The organism is Serpentinimonas sp. SSL01 (assembly GCF_056323735.1).
In genome coordinates this window covers 1507566-1525853 of sequence record NZ_CM150487.1, presented here as the reverse complement: position 1 = coordinate 1525853, position 18288 = coordinate 1507566, and the positions used below count along the sequence as shown (strand labels likewise).

At 68.2% G+C, this 18288-nt stretch carries 15 protein-coding genes; 5 read left to right on the top strand and 10 right to left on the bottom strand.

Annotated elements, in window-relative coordinates; genetic code table 11:
- Positions 1–63 precede the first annotated feature (63 nt).
- Complete coding sequence (gene gloB / locus ACVMK0_RS07180; RefSeq protein WP_476463387.1) at positions 64–1011, bottom strand: hydroxyacylglutathione hydrolase; 948 nt, start codon at positions 1009–1011, stop codon at positions 64–66.
- Between the two features lie 62 nt (positions 1012–1073).
- On the opposite strand from gloB, the gene ACVMK0_RS07175 reads away from it, so the two are divergent.
- The 5 genes from ACVMK0_RS07175 to ACVMK0_RS07155 all read left to right on the top strand — a co-directional run bounded on the left by ACVMK0_RS07175 (position 1074) and on the right by ACVMK0_RS07155 (position 5973).
- The gene (locus tag ACVMK0_RS07175) at positions 1074–2063 is read left to right on the top strand and encodes a site-specific tyrosine recombinase XerD (RefSeq protein WP_476464659.1); all 990 of its coding nucleotides are present in this window, start codon (positions 1074–1076) and stop codon (positions 2061–2063) included.
- 102 nt (positions 2064–2165) lie between these two features.
- On the top strand, positions 2166–2714 hold the full coding sequence (locus ACVMK0_RS07170) for a gamma carbonic anhydrase family protein (protein ID WP_476463386.1): 549 nt from the start codon (positions 2166–2168) through the stop codon (positions 2712–2714).
- Positions 2707–3723, top strand: coding sequence for an Hsp33 family molecular chaperone HslO (gene hslO, locus ACVMK0_RS07165; RefSeq protein WP_476463385.1), 1017 nt, complete (start codon positions 2707–2709; stop codon positions 3721–3723). The genes ACVMK0_RS07170 and hslO overlap by 8 nt, the downstream gene beginning before the upstream one ends.
- A 99-nt stretch (positions 3724–3822) precedes the next feature.
- Complete coding sequence (locus ACVMK0_RS07160; protein WP_476463384.1) at positions 3823–4797, top strand: Bug family tripartite tricarboxylate transporter substrate binding protein; 975 nt, start codon at positions 3823–3825, stop codon at positions 4795–4797.
- Positions 4798–4998: 201 nt separating this feature from the next.
- A complete protein-coding gene (locus ACVMK0_RS07155; protein WP_476463383.1) occupies positions 4999–5973 on the top strand; it encodes a tripartite tricarboxylate transporter substrate-binding protein in 975 nt (324 codons plus the stop codon).
- A gap of 63 nt (positions 5974–6036) precedes the next feature.
- Here ACVMK0_RS07155 and ftsB read toward each other — a convergent pair whose 3' ends face one another.
- From ftsB to dapE, 9 genes are all read right to left on the bottom strand, one after another.
- Positions 6037–6414, bottom strand: a complete 378-nt coding sequence (ftsB, locus tag ACVMK0_RS07150) for a cell division protein FtsB (protein ID WP_476463382.1) — start codon at positions 6412–6414, stop codon at positions 6037–6039.
- Between the two features lie 89 nt (positions 6415–6503).
- Positions 6504–7787: a phosphopyruvate hydratase gene (gene eno, locus ACVMK0_RS07145; RefSeq protein ID WP_045535936.1), complete on the bottom strand. Its 1284-nt coding sequence runs from the start codon at positions 7785–7787 to the stop codon at positions 6504–6506.
- 55 nt (positions 7788–7842) lie between these two features.
- On the bottom strand, positions 7843–8136 hold the full coding sequence (locus ACVMK0_RS07140; RefSeq protein ID WP_045535935.1) for a DUF1330 domain-containing protein: 294 nt from the start codon (positions 8134–8136) through the stop codon (positions 7843–7845).
- Positions 8137–8153: 17 nt separating this feature from the next.
- Complete coding sequence (gene kdsA / locus ACVMK0_RS07135; RefSeq protein ID WP_250960150.1) at positions 8154–9011, bottom strand: 3-deoxy-8-phosphooctulonate synthase; 858 nt, start codon at positions 9009–9011, stop codon at positions 8154–8156.
- 6 nt (positions 9012–9017) lie between these two features.
- Entirely contained in the window at positions 9018–10673 is a 1656-nt protein-coding gene (locus ACVMK0_RS07130) for a CTP synthase (RefSeq protein WP_476463381.1), read from the bottom strand.
- 116 nt (positions 10674–10789) lie between these two features.
- Positions 10790–12775: an ATP-binding cassette domain-containing protein gene (locus ACVMK0_RS07125; protein WP_476463380.1), complete on the bottom strand. Its 1986-nt coding sequence runs from the start codon at positions 12773–12775 to the stop codon at positions 10790–10792.
- Positions 12772–13719: a 50S ribosomal protein L3 N(5)-glutamine methyltransferase gene (gene prmB / locus ACVMK0_RS07120; protein ID WP_045535931.1), complete on the bottom strand. Its 948-nt coding sequence runs from the start codon at positions 13717–13719 to the stop codon at positions 12772–12774. Before prmB ends, ACVMK0_RS07125 begins: the two co-directional genes overlap by 4 nt.
- A 75-nt stretch (positions 13720–13794) precedes the next feature.
- Positions 13795–16941, bottom strand: a complete 3147-nt coding sequence (locus ACVMK0_RS07115; protein ID WP_476463379.1) for a bifunctional diguanylate cyclase/phosphodiesterase — start codon at positions 16939–16941, stop codon at positions 13795–13797.
- Between the two features lie 119 nt (positions 16942–17060).
- Positions 17061–18266 (bottom strand): succinyl-diaminopimelate desuccinylase, encoded by a 1206-nt coding sequence (gene dapE, locus ACVMK0_RS07110; RefSeq protein ID WP_476463378.1) that lies wholly within the window; start codon positions 18264–18266, stop codon positions 17061–17063.
- Positions 18267–18288 lie beyond the last annotated feature (22 nt).

Genomic DNA, 18288 nt, shown 5'->3' with positions numbered 1-18288 from the left:
GCGTTGGCAAGCGCGCCACGGCACGCTCTGGTGCGCAGGCGCCTGGGCCGGGGGGCACTGGGCTCAAACAAACACGTCTTTGCAACGCCGCAGGGCGGTAAAGGCATGCACATCGGCAGTCCAACGAGGGGCCGATTCGAACACTGGTTTTGCAGCCAGGCCGGTTTGCAGGGCTTCGGGTGTGGCAGGGGCTGCATCCGCATCAAATCCAGCCAGCGCGAGCTTCGGGGCCAGCCGTTGGAGGGCATGGCGCAGCGCGGGTTCCCGGCTGCGCAGAAAGGGGTTGAGCGCGCGCTCCAGCCCGATGCGGCTCGGCAGGGTGGGGCGGCCGGCTTGGCGCTGGCGCTCGCACCAGCGCTGGTGGTCGGCCAAGCCCGGGTGCTCGGGTTCGAGGGCGCGTGCAAAGCGCAGGTTGGCGAGGGTGTATTCGTGGGTGCAGCAGACCAAGGTGCTGTCGGGCAAGGCGGCCAACCGATCCAAGCTGGCCAGCATCTGCGCCGGGCTGCCCTCAAACAGGCGGCCGCAGCCGATGGAAAACAGGGTGTCGCCGCAAAACAGCAGGCCCTCAGGGCCGAGCAGCTGGCCGCGCGCCGAGGCAGGATCGGGCGGGCGCCCCACCGGGCCGGCAATGCTGGCTGGCGCAAAGCCCGCGCAGTACCAAGCGATGTGCCCGGCGGTGTGGCCCGGCACCTCGATCACCTCAAAGGAGCGGCCGAGCAGCGCCACGCGCTCACCACCACGCACGCGCTGCACGCCATCGGGCAAAGGCTCGCCGGTTGGCCCCCAAGCCGGCGCTGCCGTGGCTGCGCGCAGGGCCGCCACGCCGCCGGTGTGGTCGCCGTGGTGGTGCGTGAGCAAAATACCTGCCAGTTGCAGGCGCTGCGCCGCCAGCCAAGCCAGCACCGGTTCAGCCTGTCCGGGGTCCACCACCCAAGCTTGGGCGCCGTCGTGCAGGGCCCAGATGTAGTTGTCGGTCAGGGCCGGGATGGGGTGCAGCAGGTGCGTGGTCATGGTCACCATTGTCGATCAGGCGCGCCGTTGCACCGCTGGGTACCCCGGCGCGCTGGTGGACAATCGTGGCTCAAGCTCAACCCCCTCCCCAATGCAAAGGTGCGCGCGTGCTGGATCGTTTTTTGGATGCGCTGTGGCTGGAAGATGGGCTGGCGCCGCTGACGCTGGCCGCCTACCGCAGCGATTTGCAGCAGCTGGCCGACTGGCTGGCGCAGCGGCGCGCGCCAGCACCAGCCGCAGCAGAGCCCGGCAGCGCTGCTGGCGCGCAACCAGCCACCGTTGCCGCCCCCGCCACCATGCTCGAGCAAGCGCAAGAGGCCGATCTGCTGGCTTATCTGGCCGCTTGCCACGGCAGCAGCCGCGCCAGCACGGCCAACCGGCGCCTGAGCGTGATCAAGCGCTACTACCGCTGGGCGCTGCGCGAAGGGCTGCTGGCGGCAGACCCGACGCTCAAGCTGCTCAGCGCCCAGCGCGCGTTGCGCGTGCCCAAAACGCTGAGCGAAGCGCAGGTGGAGCGGCTGCTGCAAGCGCCGGATACGGCAGAGCCGTTGGGCTTGCGCGACCGCGCCATGCTCGAACTGTTGTACGCCAGCGGCTTGCGCGTGAGCGAATTGGTGGGCTTGCAACTGCACCAACTCAGCCTGGCCGATCAGGTGCTGCGGGTGTTGGGCAAAGGCGCCAAGGAGCGCCTGCTGCCCTTTGGCGACGAGGCGCTGCACTGGCTGCGCCGCTATCTGAGCGAGGCCCGGCCCGCCATCTTGGCCGGGCAGGTGAGTCACGATCTGTACGTCACCGCGCGGGGTGCGGCCATGACGCGCGTCATGTTCTGGCTGCTGGTGAAAAAATACGCCCGGCTGGCGGGCATCGACACGCCCTTGTCGCCGCACACGCTGCGCCACGCCTTTGCAACCCATCTGCTCAATCACGGCGCCGATTTGCGCGCCGTGCAGCTGCTGCTGGGCCATGCCGACATTTCCACCACCACCATCTACACCCACGTGGCGCGCGCGCGCCTCAAACAACTGCACGCGCTGCACCACCCGCGGGGCTGATGCGGCCAGCCTGTGCAGGTGCCTAGGTGCAGTCGGCGGCACCTCATCGGCTGCACGCCAATCGGCGGCACGCCAGCGCCGCAGTCTTTACAATGGCACACCATGAGCATCTACCAACTCGACCAATGGCGCCCCGAGGTGCACCCGAGCGCCTTCGTGGCCGACAGCGCGCAAGTGATCGGGCAAGTCAGCCTAGGGGCCGAGGCCAGCGTCTGGTTTGGCTGCGTGATTCGGGGCGACACCGAGCACATCGCCATCGGCGCGGGCAGCAACATCCAAGACGCCAGCGTGCTGCACGCCGATTACGGCTTCCCGCTGCAGGTAGGCGCGCGCGTGACGGTGGGGCATCAGGTGATGCTGCACGGCTGCCACATCGGCGACGAATCGCTGATCGGCATCGGGGCCGTGGTGCTCAACGGCGCGCGCATCGGCAAACACTGCCTGGTGGGCGCCGGCGCGCTGGTGACCGAGGGCAAGGAGTTCCCCGATGGCTCGCTGATCTTGGGCAGCCCGGCCAAGGTGGTGCGCACGCTCACGCCCGATCAGATCGAGGGCCTGCGCGCCAGCGCCCAGCACTACATCGAGAACGCGCGCCGCTACCGCAGCGGCTTGCACCGGCTTGCAGCGCCTGGGGTGAGCGGCGGTGTCTGAAATCCAGCGCTTCATGTTCGAGGGCCTGCCGGTGCGCGGGCTGTGGGTGCGCCTCGACAGCGCGTGGCAAGAGCTGCTGCAGCGCCAAGCGCAAAGCGCCGCCTACCCGCAGCCGGTGCGCGAGCTGCTGGGGCAGATGTGCGCCGCCGCGCTGTTGCTGCAAACCAGCATCAAGTTCAGCGGTGCGCTGCAGCTGCAGCTGGTGGGTGAAGGCCCGGTGCGGCTGGCGGTGGCCGAAACCCGGCCCGACGGCAGCTTTCGCGCCACGGCCCAGCTCGCGGGCAGCCCACCCGAGGCGGCAGCGCAGCCGCTGCGCGCCGATGGCTCGCCCGCTTGGTCGCTTGCCGATTGGGTCAACCGCCACGGCGGCGGGCGCTGCGCCCTGACGCTAGAGCCGCAAGAGCGCAGCAGCGGCCAGCAAAGCTACCAAGGCGTGGTGCCTCTGAGCCCAGGGGGCGGTTCGGCGCCGTTCGAGCACTTGAGCCAGGCGCTCGAGCACTACATGCAGCAAAGCGAGCAGATCGACACCCGGCTGGTGCTGGCCGCCAACGACCAAGTCGCGGCCGGCTTGCTGATCCAGCGCGTGCCCGCCAGCAGCGAGGCCGCCCTGAGCGGTGCCGCTGCCGCGCAGGCGCGCCGCGAGGCGCTCGAGCGCAGCGACGACTACCCACGCATCGCCTTGTTGGCCGCAAGCCTGCAGCGCGACGAGCTGCTCACGCTCGATGCCGACACCGTGCTGCGGCGCCTGTTCTGGCAAGAGCCCTTGCAGCGCCTGCAGGCCGATGCGGCGCAGAGCGCCCCCCGCTTTGCCTGTCGCTGCAGCCGCGCCAAGGTGGCGGCCATGTTGCACGGGTTGGGGGTGGCCGAGGTCGAGTCGATTCTGGCCGAGCGCGCCCAGATCGAGGTCGGCTGCGAGTTTTGCGGCGCCCAGTACCGCTTCGATGCCGTGGATGCGGCGCAGCTCTTTGCCCCCACGCCGCCACTGGCCGCGCCTACGCGGGTGCACTAAGGGTAAATCCGGGCTTGGAGGGGGTGGTGGCGGGTGGCGCGCGTGAGCAGCGCTGCCTACAATGGCCTAGCCATTTACAAAAACGAGGAGACCCGCACCATGCAACGCCGTTCCCTTATCGCTTGGGGCGCCAGCGCGGCGCTGCTGGCCGCCAGTGGCCCATCATGGGCGCGCAATTTCCCGACGCGACCGGTGCGCTTGGTGGTGCCGTTCCCGCCCGGCGGCATGACCGACATCATCGCGCGTTTGGTGGCGCCGCCGCTGGCCTCGGAGCTGGGCCAGCCGGTGGTGCCGGACAACCGGCCCGGCGCCGCCGGCACCATCGGCACCAGCGAAGTGGCCCGCGCCACCCCCGATGGTTACACCTTGGGTCTAGTGACCGCCGGCTTGTTGTCGGCCACGCCAGCCATCAACCCGCGCACGCCCTACCATCCGCTCACCGACTTCACGCCCATCACCAACGTGGTTGCTACCTCGCATGTGGTCGCGGTGCACCCGTCGTTTCCGGGGCATGATTTCGCGTCTTTTCTGAGCGAGATTCGGCGCGCCCCTGGGCGTTTTTCCTATGCCACGGCAGGCACCGGCACGATTTTGCACCTGCAGTTCGAGCTGCTCGAGTCCTTGACCCGAACTTTTGTGGTGCACATCCCGTACCGGGGTTCTGCCCCGGCGCTGGCCGATGCGGTGGCCGGGCACGTGCCGATCGTCATCGATGTGTTTTCTACGGCGCTGCCGCACATCCAAGCCGGGCGGCTGATTCCCATCGTGGTCGCCGCGCCCCAGCGCATGCCGCAGTTGCCCCACGTGCCGACCTTTGCCGAAGTCGGCTTCGAGCCGGTCAACCGCACCGGGTTTTTTGGTTTGCACGGCCCGCGCGGTTTGGATCGGGCGGTGGTGGAGCGCATCCACGCGGCCATGACGCGCATTTTGGCCGAACCGGCGCTGCGCCGACGCCTAGAAGAGCTCGGGGCGACGGTGGTGGCCAACACGCCGGAGCAGTTTGCCGAGCAGATCCGGCTCGAGTTTGAGCTCTACCGCGAGCTGGTGCAGCGCGCCGGTTTGCGGCCGGATTGAGCGGGACTCCGATTGCGCGTCGGCGCCGCTGCACCGGCTGGAACCCATAGCGCCGCTGCGGCACAGGCAAGCGCCATCGTTCACCGTGCCCGCGCATTGAGCCTAGGGTAAATCCGGGGTTGTTGGTGCCTGCTGCAAGTGGCGCACATGATCCGCTCTACCTACAATCAATTGTTCAAAACTTATCAGGAGACCTGCACCATGCAACGCCGTTCCATCATCGGTTGGGGTGCCAGCGCAGCGCTGCTGGCCGCCAGTGGCCCGTCTTGGGCGCGAACGTACCCGACGCGCCCGGTGCGTCTGATCGTGCCCTTTGCGCCCGGTGGGCCCACCGACATCGTGGCGCGCATGGTCTCCGAGCCGCTGAGCACGCTGCTGGGGCAGCCGCTGGTGGTGGAAAACCGCGCCGGCGCGGGTGGCTCGATCGGGGCGGCCGAGATCGCGCGCGCCGCCCCCGACGGCTACACGCTGGGCGTGGCCGCGGTCTCTACGGTGGCCGCCAACCCGGCTTTCAACCCGCGCACACCCTACAACCCGCTGACCGACTTCACCCCCATCACCAACATCGCTGCGGCGCCCAGCGTGTTTGCGGTGCATCCCTCGTTCCCAGGGCGCGATTTCGAATCTTTCATGCGCGAGGTCCGGCGCACCCCCGGCCGCTTGTCTTACGCCACCTCGGGCACGGGCAGCATCAACCACATTCTGGTCGAGCTGTTCGAGTTCGAAACCCGCACCTTCTTGGTGCACATCCCCTACCGCGGCACCGGCCCGGCGCTGGTGGATGTGGTGGCCGGCCATGTGCCGATGATTTTCAGCGACCTGCCCTCGGCGCTGCCGCACATACAGGCCGGTCGGCTGGTGCCGATCGTGGTCGGGGCGCCGCAGCGCGTGGCGCAGCTGCCCAACGTGCCGACCTTTGCCGAAGTCGGGTTGCCGCGCGTCAACCGCATGGCCTTCTTTGGTCTGCACGGCCCGCGTGGCCTGCCGCGCGAGGTGGTCGAGCGCGTGCACACCAGCACAATGCGTGCGCTGACCGACCCGGCGTTGCGCCGGCGCCTTGAGGACATCGCCTTGGTGATCGTGGGCAACACACCCGAGCAGTTTGCCGAGCAAACCCGGCTCGAGTTTGAGCTCTTCCAAAGCGTGGTGCAGCGCGCCGGCTTGCGGCCGGATTGAGGTGGGCCTAGGGGGCCGGTTTGCGGCTGGACTGGGGCAGCCAGGGTGAGCCGAGTCTGGGCCTTAGTTGCTGCGGTTGAGCGGGGCCGCGGGGAGTGAGCTTGGAGGTGCGGGGCTGGGAGCACCCGCCGCCACCCCAGCCGCCGACTCGGGGCGCCGGATCTGCACAAAAATCTCGTTGGGGCGCACCATGCCGAGCTCGTGCCGCGCCACTTCTTCGACCATCTCGAGCCCGTCCTGCAGGTCGCGCACCTCGCTGGCGAGTTCGGTGTTGCGCTGGCGCGACTGTTCGTTGGCCGCTTCTTGTACCTGCAGGCGCTCGCGCAACTCGCGCACTTGCGGCACACCGCCGCGCCCCAACCAGAGCTGCGCCTGCACCCCCAGCAGCAGAACCGCCAGCAGCAGGGCCACGGCGCGGGCGTCGAAGGTCAGGCGAGGCATGGTGGCGGTGTTTCAGTGGCTGTGGTCTGAACCGCTCAGGTGTGCCGGCTGCACGAGTGCAGCTCGGTCGGCACAGTGGCCCTTGAGGCTCAGCGCAAATTGTAAAACGCCGCCCGGCCGGGGTAGCGCGCCACGTCGCCCAGGTCTTCTTCGATGCGCAGCAGCTGGTTGTACTTGGCCATGCGGTCGGAGCGGCTGAGCGAGCCGGTCTTGATCTGGCCGGCGTTGAGGCCGACGGCGATGTCGGCGATGGTCGAGTCTTCGGTCTCGCCCGAGCGGTGGCTGATGACGGCGGTGTAGCCGGCGCGCTTGGCCATCTCGATGGCTTCGAAGGTCTCGGTCAGGGTGCCGATCTGGTTGATTTTGATCAGGATCGAGTTGGCTACGCCTTGGTCGATGCCTTGTTTCAGGATCTGGGTGTTGGTGACGAACAGGTCGTCGCCCACCAGCTGCACGGTTTTGCCCAGGCGCTCGGTGAGGTGCTTCCAGCCGTCCCAGTCGCCTTCGGCCATGCCGTCTTCGATGCTGATGATGGGGTATTTGTCGCACCAAGTGGCCAGAATGTGCGTCCATTCTTCGGCGCTCAGCACCAGCCCTTCGCCTTCGAGGTGGTATTTGCCGTCGCGGTAGAACTCGCTGGCGGCGCAGTCGAGCGCCAGCGCGATTTGGTCACCGGCGCTGTAGCCGGCGTCGGCGATGGCTTGCAGGATCATCTGCAGCGCCGCTTCGTGGCTGGGCACGTTGGGGGCAAAGCCGCCTTCGTCGCCCACGGCCACGCTCATGCCCTTGTCGTGCAGGATTTTTTTGAGGGCGTGAAAAACTTCGGCACCCCAGCGCAGGGCTTCGCGAAAGCTGCTCGCGCCCAAGGGCACGATCATCAGCTCTTGCAGGTCGAGGTTGTTGTTGGCGTGTGCGCCGCCGTTGACCACGTTCATCATCGGCACCGGCATCTGCATGCGGCTGCTGCCGCCGAAGTAGCGGTACAGCGGCAGGCCGGCTTCTTCGGCCGCGGCGCGCGCCACCGCCATGCTCACCGCCAGCGTGGCGTTGGCGCCCAGCCGGCTCTTGTTGGGGGTGCCGTCGAGGTCGATCAGGGCCTGATCGAGAAAGGCTTGCTCGCTGGCGTCGAGCCCGAGCACGGCTTCGCTGATTTCGGTGTTGATGTGGCCGACGGCTTTGAGCACGCCCTTGCCGAGGTAGCGCTTGGGGTCGCCGTCGCGCAGTTCGATGGCTTCGCGGCTGCCGGTGGAGGCGCCCGAGGGCACGGCGGCGCGGCCCATGACGCCGCTCTCGAGCAGCACGTCGCACTCGACGGTGGGGTTGCCGCGGCTGTCGAGGATTTCACGGCCGACGATGTCAACGATTGCACTCATGGGTGGGTACCTTTGGGGCTTGAAAAGTTTTGGGGGAAATCAAGGGGAGTGGTGCTTAGGCCACGCCTTCGACGGCGATCATGCGGATCGAGCCCGCACCCTCGCGCGCTTGGCGCGCCTGGGTGTAGGTGGCGCTGTCGTAGTAGGCGCGCGCGGCGGCCAGGCTGGCAAAGCGCAGCACCACGATGCGCTGCGGTTGCCAGTCGCCTTCGAGCGGCTCGACGCGGCCGCCGCGCACCAGCACCTCGGCGCCGTGCTCTTGCATGGCGCGGCTGCTCCATTCGCGATAGACCTTCATCTGCGCTTCGTTGCTGATGGTGACGTCGGCGATCAGGTAGGCGTGTGGCATGGGTGGGGTGCAGAATATCAGAGGTTGAAGTCGGCTTCGAGAAAGCCGTGGCGCTTGGTCACTCGGTCGAGTTCGAGCAGGCTCTCGAGCAGCGCCGGCATGTGCTTGAGCGGCACCGCGTTGGGGCCGTCGGACAGGGCTTGGTCCGGGTTCGGGTGGGTTTCCATGAACAGGCCGGCCACGCCCACGGCCACGGCGGCACGCGCCAGCACCGGCACCATCTCGCGCTGGCCACCGCTGGACTGGCCTAGGCCGCCGGGCAGCTGCACGCTGTGGGTGGCGTCGAACACCACCGGGGCCCCGGTCTGGCGCATGATGGCCAGCGCGCGCATATCGCTCACCAGGTTGTTGTAGCCAAAGCTCACGCCGCGCTCGCAGGCCAAAAAGTTGTCGGTGGGCAGACCGACTTCGCGTGCCGCAGCGCGCGCTTTGTCGATCACGTTGAGCATGTCGTGCGGGGCCAGGAACTGCCCCTTTTTGATGTTCACCGGCTTGCCCGACTGCGCCACGGCGCGGATGAAATCGGTCTGGCGGCACAGGAAAGCCGGGGTTTGCAGCACATCGACCACCGCCGCGACTTCGGCGATTTCGGACTCGGTGTGCACGTCGGTGAGCACCGGCAGGCCGAGCTCGCGCCGCACCTGGGCCAAAATCTCGAGCCCGCGCTCGCGCCCGGGGCCGCGAAAGCTGCTGCCGCTGGAGCGGTTGGCCTTGTCGTAGCTGCTCTTGAAGATGAAGGGGATGCCGAGCGCGGTGGTGATTTCCTTCAGGCGCCCGGCGACTTCGAGTTGCAGCGCCTCGCTTTCGACCACGCAGGGCCCGGCGATGAGGAAAAAGGGCCGGTGCAGGCCGACTTCGAAGCCACAGAGTTGCATGATGGATCAGCCTTTGCGCGCTTGTTGTTGTTGCAGCGCGGCGCGGATGAAGGCGCTGAACAGCGGGTGCCCGCCCCAGGGGGTGGATTTGAACTCGGGGTGAAACTGCACGCCCATGAACCAGGGGTGGACGGCGGCGGGCAGTTCGACGATTTCGGTCAGCTGCTCGCGCTGCGTGAGCGCCGAAATCAGCAGCCCAGCCTCGCGCAAGCGCTCGAGGTAATGCGTGTTGGCCTCATAGCGGTGGCGGTGGCGCTCGCTCACCACCGGGCCGTAGATGGCATGCGCCAGCGTGCCGGGTTGCACGTCGGCGCTTTGCGTGCCCAGGCGCATGGTGCCGCCCAGGTCGCTGCTGCCGTCGCGCTGCTGGATCGAGCCGTCGGCGTCTTGCCACTCGTCGATCAGCGCGATCACCGGGTGCGGTGTGGCGGGGTCGAACTCGGTCGAGTTGGCGCCATCGAGCCCGGCCACATGGCGCGCAAACTCGATCGTCGCCACCTGCATGCCGAGGCAGATGCCCAGATAAGGCACGCGCTGCTCGCGGGCGTAGCGGGCGGCGGCGATTTTGCCTTCGGTGCCGCGCTTGCCAAAGCCGCCCGGAACCAAAATGGCGTCAAACGGCGCCAGCACCTGCGCCACGTCTTGCTGTTCGAGCGCTTCGGAGTCGATGTAGCCGATCTCCACGCGCACTTGGTTTTTCAGGCCGGCGTGGCGCAGCGCCTCGTTGAGCGATTTGTAGCTGTCGGACAGATCGACGTATTTGCCCACCATGGCGATGCGCACCGCGCCCTGCGGGTGTTGCAGCGCGTGCACCAGTTCGTCCCAGCGCTGCAGCCGCGCCGGTGGGGTGTTGAGGCGCAGCTTGTCGCAGATCAGGCCGTCGAGCCCCTGCTCGTGCAGCAGCCGCGGCACCTGGTAGATGCTGGGCATATCCGGCAGCGAGATCACGCCCCACAGCGCCACGTTGGTGAAGAGGCTGATTTTTTCGCGCTCGTCGTCGGGAATGGCGCGGTCGGCGCGGCACAGCAGGGCGTCGGGCTGGATGCCGATCTCGCGCATTTTTTGCACCGTGTGCTGGGTCGGCTTGGTCTTGAGCTCGCCGGCGGCTGCGATCCAGGGCACGTAGCTCAGGTGCACGAAGGCGCACATATTGGGGCCCAGGCGCAGGCTCATCTGGCGCACCGCCTCGAGGAAGGGCAGCGATTCGATGTCGCCCACGGTGCCGCCGATTTCGACGATCGCCACGTCCACCGCCTGCGCCGTGCCGAGGCCAGCGCCGCGTTTGACGAACTCTTGGATTTCGTTGGTCACGTGCGGAATCACCTGCACGGTTTTGCCCAGGTAGTCGCCACGGCGCTCTTTTTCGAGCACGCTTTTGTAGATCTGGCCGGTGGTGAAGTTGTTGGCGCGCCGCATGCGCGTCTCGATGAAGCGCTCGTAGTGGCCGAGGTCGAGGTCGGTTTCGGCTCCGTCCTCGGTGACGAAGACCTCGCCGTGCTGAAACGGGCTCATGGTGCCCGGATCGACGTTGAGGTAGGGGTCAAGCTTGATCAGGGTGACGTTGAGGCCGCGCGATTCAAGCAGCGCCGCCAGCGAAGCGGACGCGATGCCCTTGCCAAGTGAGGACACCACGCCGCCGGTCACGAATACGAATTTGGTCATGTCGCGGGCGAGCCGGTAAGGGCTCGCGGCTAAGGAAAGAGCGATTATAAAAGCCTACCCGGGCGTACCCGGGCGCTTCAGGGTGCTGCTTGCGGTACTTGCGGCGCTTACGGTGCTCACGGCGCCTGCTCCAGCGCCTCGATCTGCTGCGCCACCTCGAGCCACTGTACTTCGGCGGTTTCGATGGCCTGCTCCACGGCCCCCAGGCGCTGGCTGGCGGCGGCTAGCGTGGGCGCGGGCTGGTCGGGGCGCTGCAGTTGCGCGTGCAGGGCCTGTTGTTCGGCTTGCAGCTGGGCCAGTTGCTGCTCCAGCGCCTCGCGCTGTTTTTTGTGCGGCTGCAGGCGCGCAGACCGTTGCTGGCGGCGCTGCGCCTCGGTGCGGCGCTGTTCGGCGTCGCTTCGCTCGGAGCGCGCCGGTTTTTGTGCCGGTTTTTGTATCGCTTTTTGCGCCGGCGCTGGTTTGGCCAAGGCTTCGCGGCGCAGCTTGGCCTGCTCGAGCAGGTAGCGCTGGTAGTCGTCGAGGTCGCCGGCGAAGTCTTCGATGCCGCCGTGGCTGACGAGCCAGAACTCGTCGCAGACGGCGCGCAGCAGGGCGCGGTCGTGGCTGACCAGCAGCACCGTGCCCTCGAAGCCGTTGAGCGCCAGCGCCAGCGCCTCGCGCGTGGCCAGGTCGAGGTGGTTGGTGGGTTCGTCGAGCAGCAGCAGGTTGGGCCGTTGCCAGACGATCAGGCACAGCACCAGGCGCGCCTTTTCGCCGCCGCTCAGGCTGCCCACGCGCTGTTGCGCCAACTCGGCACCAAACTGGAAGCGCCCCAGAAAGTTGCGCAAATCCTGCTCGCGCGTGGCTTGGCCGGCCAGCGCGCCGGCGGCTTCGGTGTCGCGCGCCAGCCGCACCATGTGCATCAAGGGGGTGTCGTCGGCGCGCAGCAAGTCCATCTCTTGCTGCGCGAAGTAGCCGATGCGCAGCCCCTTGCCGTCGCTGCGCTGGCCGTCGAGCAGATCGAGCGTGCGCGCCACGGTCTTGATGAAGGTCGATTTGCCCTGCCCGTTGGCCCCCAAGATGCCGATGCGCTGCCCGGCCATGACCGAGCGCGTGACGCCGCGCACGATCAGGGTGGGGCTGCCGTCGGGGCTGCGGTAGCCAAAGCTGGCCGCGCGCAGGCTGAGCATGGGGTTGGGCAAGGTGCCGGCGTCGTCGAACTCGAAGTCGAACTCGGCGTCGGCCAGCACCGGGGCCAGTTTTTCCATGCGCTGCAAGGCCTTGACGCGGCTTTGCGCCTGCCGCGCCTTGCTGGCTTTGGCCTTGAAGCGGTCGATGAAGCGTTGCAGGTGCGCGATGCGCTCTTGCTGGCGCTCGAAGCTGCTTTGCTGCAGCGTGAGCTGCTCGGCGCGCATGAGCTCGAAGCGGCTGTAGTTGGCGCCGTAGCGCTTGAGCTGGCCGGCCTCGAGGTGCAGCGTGACGCCGGTGACGGCGTCGAGGAACTCGCGGTCGTGGCTGATGACCAGCAGCGTGCCGGCGTAGCGCTTGAGCCAGCTCTCGAGCCAGACCAAGGCGTCGAGGTCGAGGTGGTTGGTGGGTTCGTCGAGCAGCAGCAGGTCGCTGGGGCAGATGAGCGCCCGCGCCAGTTGCAGCCGCATGCGCCAGCCACCCGAAAAGCTGTTGACTGGGCGCTCGAGTTGCGGCACCTCAAAGCCTAGGCCCAGCAGCAGGGCTTGGGCGCGGGCGTGCGCGTCGTGGCTGCCGGCGTCGAGGCAGGCGCTGTGCGCTTCGGCCAGCGCCAGGCCGTCGCCGCTGGCCTCGGCGGCGGCGAGCGCGGCGCGGGCGGCGGCGAGCCGGGTGTCGCCGTCGATGACGAAGGCGGTCGCGTCCTGCTCGGTTTCGGGCATGTCTTGGGCCACGGCGGCGCTGCGCCAGTGGCGCGGCAGTTGCAGCTCGCCGCTGTCTTCGTGCAGCTGGCCCTGCAGCAGCGCAAACAGGCTCGATTTGCCGGCGCCGTTGCGCCCCACGAGGCCGATTTTTTCGCCCGGGTTGAGCACCGCGCTGGCACCGTCGAGCACCACTTTGGGGCCGCGGCGCAGCGTGATTTGGCGCAGGGTGATCATGCTTGAGGCCCGCCGCTAGAGGCTGGGGTTGCGGCTGGGGGTACGGCCGAGGGTGTGGCCTGCCAGCAGTCCAGCGCCTGGCGTGTGAGCAGCAGCACCGCGTCGGGCCCGGCGCTGGTTTGTAGCCAGTGCGCGGGCAGGCCGGGAAAGGCGCGTTCGAAGTGCGCGCGTTCGTGCCCGATCTCGAGCACCAGCACGCCTTCGGGGTTGAGGTGCGCGGCGGCTTGTGCCAGCAGGCTGCGGATGAAGTCCATGCCGTCGCGGCCGCCGCACAGCCCGCCGTCGAGCGCCAGCGCCGGCTCGGCGCAGAACTCGGGCGGCAGCGCGTCCATGCTGGCGCGGCTGACGTAGGGCGGGTTGCACAGCACCAGGTCGTAACGCTCGGGCAGGGCGGCCCAGCCGTCGGACTCGATCAGGCGCACGCGCTCTTGCAGGCCGTGGCGCTCGAGGTTGATGCGCGCCACCGCCAGCGCGTCGGGGCAGATGTCGGCGGCGTCGATTTGCACCTCGGGCCAGGCCAGCGCCGCCAGCACCGCCAGGCTGGCGTTGCCGCAGCACAGGTCGAGCGCGCGCTGGGTGTGCGCGCCCAGCCAGTCGTCGAGGCAGTCGGCCCCGGCGGCAGCGGCCAGCAGCTCGGCGATCAGGCTGCGCGGCACGATGCTGCGCTCATCGACATAAAAGGGCACGCCTTGCAGCCAGGTCTGGCGCGTGAGGTAGGCGGCGGGGCGGCGCGAGGCGATGCGCTCGTCGATCAGGGCCAGCACCGCTTGCGCCTGCTCGGGCTCGACTGGCCGCGCATCGAGCGCGCTGTCGGGCGGCAGGCCCAAGCGCCACAGCAGCAGCCAGGCGGCTTCATCGTGGGCGTTGAGGGTGCCTTGGCCGTAGGCCAAGGGGGCGGCCTGCAGGCGTGCGCAGGCGGTTTGATGAAGTTCGGATAGGGTCATGGGTGTGTGGGATGCGTGGGGTGAGCAGGCTGGGGCGCTGCGCCACCGATCCGCAAACGAAGGTGCGCGCCGCCGTCACCGGGAAACGGAGTGGCTGCTGGCGACGGTGTTGCTTGATGCAGGGTCGTTGGGTGTTTCGATGGCCGCCACCCAAGCCGGGTCGGGCCGCCACTGCGCCACCCAGTTGGGGATTTGCGCGGCCGGCATCGGCCGGGCGATGGCGTAGCCCTGGCCGTGCAGACAACCCAGGCGCAGCAGCATCTGGGCGTGGGCCGAGGTTTCCACCCCTTCGGCGATCACCAGCCGCCCCAGCGCCTGCGCCAGGCTGAGCACACCTTGCAAAATGGCGATGTCGGTGGGGTCGTCGAGCATGCTGCGCACAAAGCTCTGGTCGATTTTGAGCACCTGGGTGGGCAGGTGCTTGAGGTAGGTGAGCGAGGAGTAGCCGGTGCCAAAGTCGTCCAGCGAGGTGCTCAGCCCCAGTTCGCGGCACTGGTGCAGCAGGGCCGTCACCGAGCCCAGATCGCCCAGCGCGCTGGTTTCGAGCACTTCGAGTTCCAACAGGCTGGGCGGCAGCTCGGGGTGGCGCGCCAGCGCAGCGCGCAGTTTGGGCACAAAATCGGGTTGCGCCAGCTGCATGGCGTCCACGTTGACGCTCACCGGCAGGTGCAGACCGGTTCGATGCCATTCGGCAAGTTGCTGCAGGGCCTGTTCGAGCACCCAGTCGCCCAAGTCCACCATCAGCGCCTGCTGTTCCAGCGCGGGCAAAAAGGCCCCTGGGGCCAGCAGGCCCAGCTGCGGGTGCTGCCAGCGGATGAGGGCCTCGGCCCCGATCACGGCCCCGCTGTGCATCTGCACCTTGGGTTGATAAAACAGCACGAATTCGTGGTTTTTGAGGCCCAGCGCGATGCGCTCGATTTCGGCGTGGCGGCTGCGCACACCGCGGTCGCCTTCGGTGTCGAAGAAGTGGTAGCGGTTTTTGCCACTTTGCTTGGCCTGGAACATGGCTTGGTCGGCCTGGCGCAGCAGCTGGTCGGCGTCCACCGGGTCGGCTTGGGGGTAAAAGCTCACGCCCAGGCTGGCGCTAAGGCTCAGGGCGTGCCCAGGCATGGGGTTGGCGGGGCTGAGGGGCTTGGCGGCCGCCGCCAGCAAGGCCTCGAGCACTGGCAAGGAGTCGAGCGCGCGGGAGAGGTCGGGCAGCACGGCGACGAATTCGTCGCCACCCATGCGCGCCAGCGTGTCGCCCGGGCGCAGGGCGCCTTGCAGGCCATGCCCGAGCGCGATCAACAGCTGGTCGCCGGCTTGGTGGCCGAACTGGTCGTTGTAGGCTTTGAAGCCGTCCAGGTCCAGATAGACCACCGCCAGCTGGCGCTGGTGCTGCGTGGCTTGGCCCATGGCGATCTGCAAGCGGTCGGCCAGCAGGCTGCGGTTGGGCAGGCCGGTGAGGGCGTCGTACTGGCTCAGGCGCTGCACTTGGCGCTCTTGCGCGCGCAGCGTGCTCAGGTCGGTCGAGATGCCGGTGTAGCCCTGCAAGCGCCCGCTGGCGTCGCGCAGCGGGCTGATGGTGAGCAGACAGGGATAGACCTCGCCAGACTTACGCTGGTTCCAGATTTCGCCCCGCCACAGCCCATGCTCGTGCAACGCATGCCACATCTCGCGGTAAAACGCGGCGTCGTGACGGCCCGAGGACCAAAAGCGCGGGTTCTGGCCCAGCAGTTCCTCGCGAGCGTAGCCGGTGAGGCGGCACAAGGCGGCATTGACGTCGATGATCTGGCCACGGGCGTCGGTGATGACGATGGCGTCGTTGGCGTGTTCGTACACGCTGGCGGCGCGGCGCAGGGCGAGTGCCGCCAACTCGCGCTCGGTCACATCTTGCGCGGTACCAGAGGACTCGATCACCGCGCCAGCCTCGTTGCGCCGGTGTTGGCACTGTTCGTGGATGTATCGCACGGCGCCGTCGCTGCGGCGCACGATGCGGAACACAATCTCGTAACCAGCGTGGCCCGGTTGCAAAGAGTCGGTGTAGGCGGCTTCGACCACGCCGCGGTCTTCGGGGTGCACGAGCTCCAGAAAAGCCAGATAGCTGGCGTCAAAGACGCGAGGATCGAGCCCAAATAAGCGGTAGAGCGCATCGCTCCATTGCAGGCGACCGGTTTGCAGGTCCAGCGTCCAGCAGCCGATGTGTGCCATGCGCTCGAGGTTGGCCAAGCGCTCTTGGCTGGCGCGCAGCTGCTCCGCGTTGCGGCTGGCGGCGATCCACAGCCCGATGCGCTCGAGCAGTGGGTGCAGAAAATCGAGCAAGGCCGGGGCGTAGCCGCCCGGGCGGTTGGCCAGGCCGACCAAGCCCACTAGATGGCCGCCGTGATGCAGCGGGATGCCCACGAAGGCGTCGAGCGCCGGGTACCCGGGCGGCAGCCCGCCGCGGCGCGGGTCGGTGGCGGGCTGGTTGGAAAACACCGGCTCGCCGCTGGTGAGGGCGGCGCCAAGGAGCGTGCGCAAGTTGGTGAACTCCAGGCCCTTGGGGGCCATGGCGGCAAAATGGGCCTTGCTGGCTGCGTCCCAAGCGATGTCGGTGATGGCGTAGGTTTTGAGATAGGGCTGGCCGTCGGCGGCGTGCAGCACCTCGCCGATGAAGCCGTAGGCGCTGGCGCTGAGCGCCAGCAAGCGCTCAAGCACGGTCGCAAAACCGCTGCGGCGCTCGGTCGGGTCGAGCAGGTGCAAGGGCAGGTCGTCGCTTTGCGTCAGCTGGCGCCGCTGGGCCTGCAGCTCGGCTTGTGCGCAGTCGGCCAAATCGCGCAAGGCGGTGCGCTGCGCGGGGCTGAGCAGGCGCGGGCGCCGGTCTTGGATGCACAGCATGCCCACGGTGTCGCCGCCATCGACCACCAAAGGGGCGCCGGCGTAGTAGCGGATGCCCGGCTCGCCGGTGACCATGGGGTTGTGGGCGAAGCGCGGGTCTTGCAGTGTGTCGGGGATTTCGAAAATGCCCGACTCCAAAATGGCATGGCCGCAAAAAGAGACGGCGCGCTCGGTTTCGGTGGCCTCCACCCCCAGACGCGACTTGAACCACTGACGCTCGGCGTCCACCAAGGAAATCAAAGCGATCGGCACATCGAACAAGGCCTGCGCCAGCCGGGTGAGGCGATCGAAGCGATCTTCGGCGGCGGTGTCGAGCACCCCCAGCGCGCGCAGGGCGCTCAAGCGCGCAGCTTCGTCACGGGGCATAGCGGGAGCGCAAACATTGGGGCCGACGGGGTTCATGCGCTGAGTGGGTTGGGTTTCAGGTTCGGCAAATGGCGATCATTTCAGGCGATCTTACAATGGGATGCAGCGCGCCGGCTGATCTAACTCGCGCCGGCACTGCCGGCTGGGGGGGTGCAATGCGGGTGGGGTGGGTGCGCCAACCGTTCCATCACCCGGCGGTAGATGTGGGTCAGGGGCTCGAGTTCGGCCACGGCCACGCACTCGTTGACCTGGTGGATGGTGGCGTTGGGTGGCCCGATCTCGATCACTTGCGGGCAGATTTGGGCGATGAAGCGCCCGTCGCTGGTGCCGCCGCTGGTCGAGAGCTGCGCCTGCAACCCGGTGACATCCACAACGGCGGCGCGCACCGCATCGACCAAGCTGCCCGCCGGCGTGAGAAAAGGCTGACCCGACAGACTCCAAGCCAGATCGTAGTCGCGCCCAGCATGCAGGTGGTGGCGCGCCAGCAGATCGTGCACGCGCTGTTGCAGGCTCTCGGGCGTGCTCTCGGTGCTGAAGCGAAAGTTGAAATCGAGCACGGCGGTACCCGGAATGACATTGCTCGCGCCGGTGCCGGCGTGCAGGTTGCTGGCCTGCCACGAGGTGGGGGGGAAGTGCGCGTTGCCGCCGTCCCACTGGGTGGCGGCGAGTTCGGCCAGCGCCGGGGCCAGCAGGTGGATGGGGTTGCGCGCCAGTTGCGGGTAGGCGATGTGGCCCTGCACGCCCTTGAGCGTGAGCCGGCCACTGAGCGAGCCGCGGCGGCCGTTTTTGATCGTGTCGCCGGTCTGGCGCTCGGCGGTGGGTTCGCCCACGATGCACCAATCGAGCCGCTCGCCGCGGCGTTGCAGCTCGCGGCACACCGCCACGGTGCCATCGTGGGCCGGGCCTTCTTCGTCCGAGGTGAGCAAAAATGCCAGGTTCAGCGGCGCCACGGGCTGCGCGGCCACAAAGGTTTCGCAAGCCACGACCATCGCCGCCAGCGAGGCTTTCATGTCGCTGGCGCCGCGGCCGTAGAGCTTGCCGTCGCGCAGCGTGGGCTCAAAGGGCGGGCTGTGCCAGCGCTCCAGCGCGCCGGTGGGCACCACGTCGGTGTGGCCGGCCCAGACCAGGGTTGGGGCCGTGGGGCCGACGCTGCGCTTGGCCCAGAGGTTGCTCACGCGCCACTCGGGCGGGCCGCTGTCGAGGCGCTCGCAGACAAAGCCCAGCGCTTGCAGGCGATCGGCGATCAGCTCCAAACAGCCGGCGTCGGCCGGGCTGACAGAGGGGCAGGCGATCAGTTGCTGGGTCAGTTGCTGGGTCGGGTGCATGGTCGGGTGAGCGCGAAGGGAC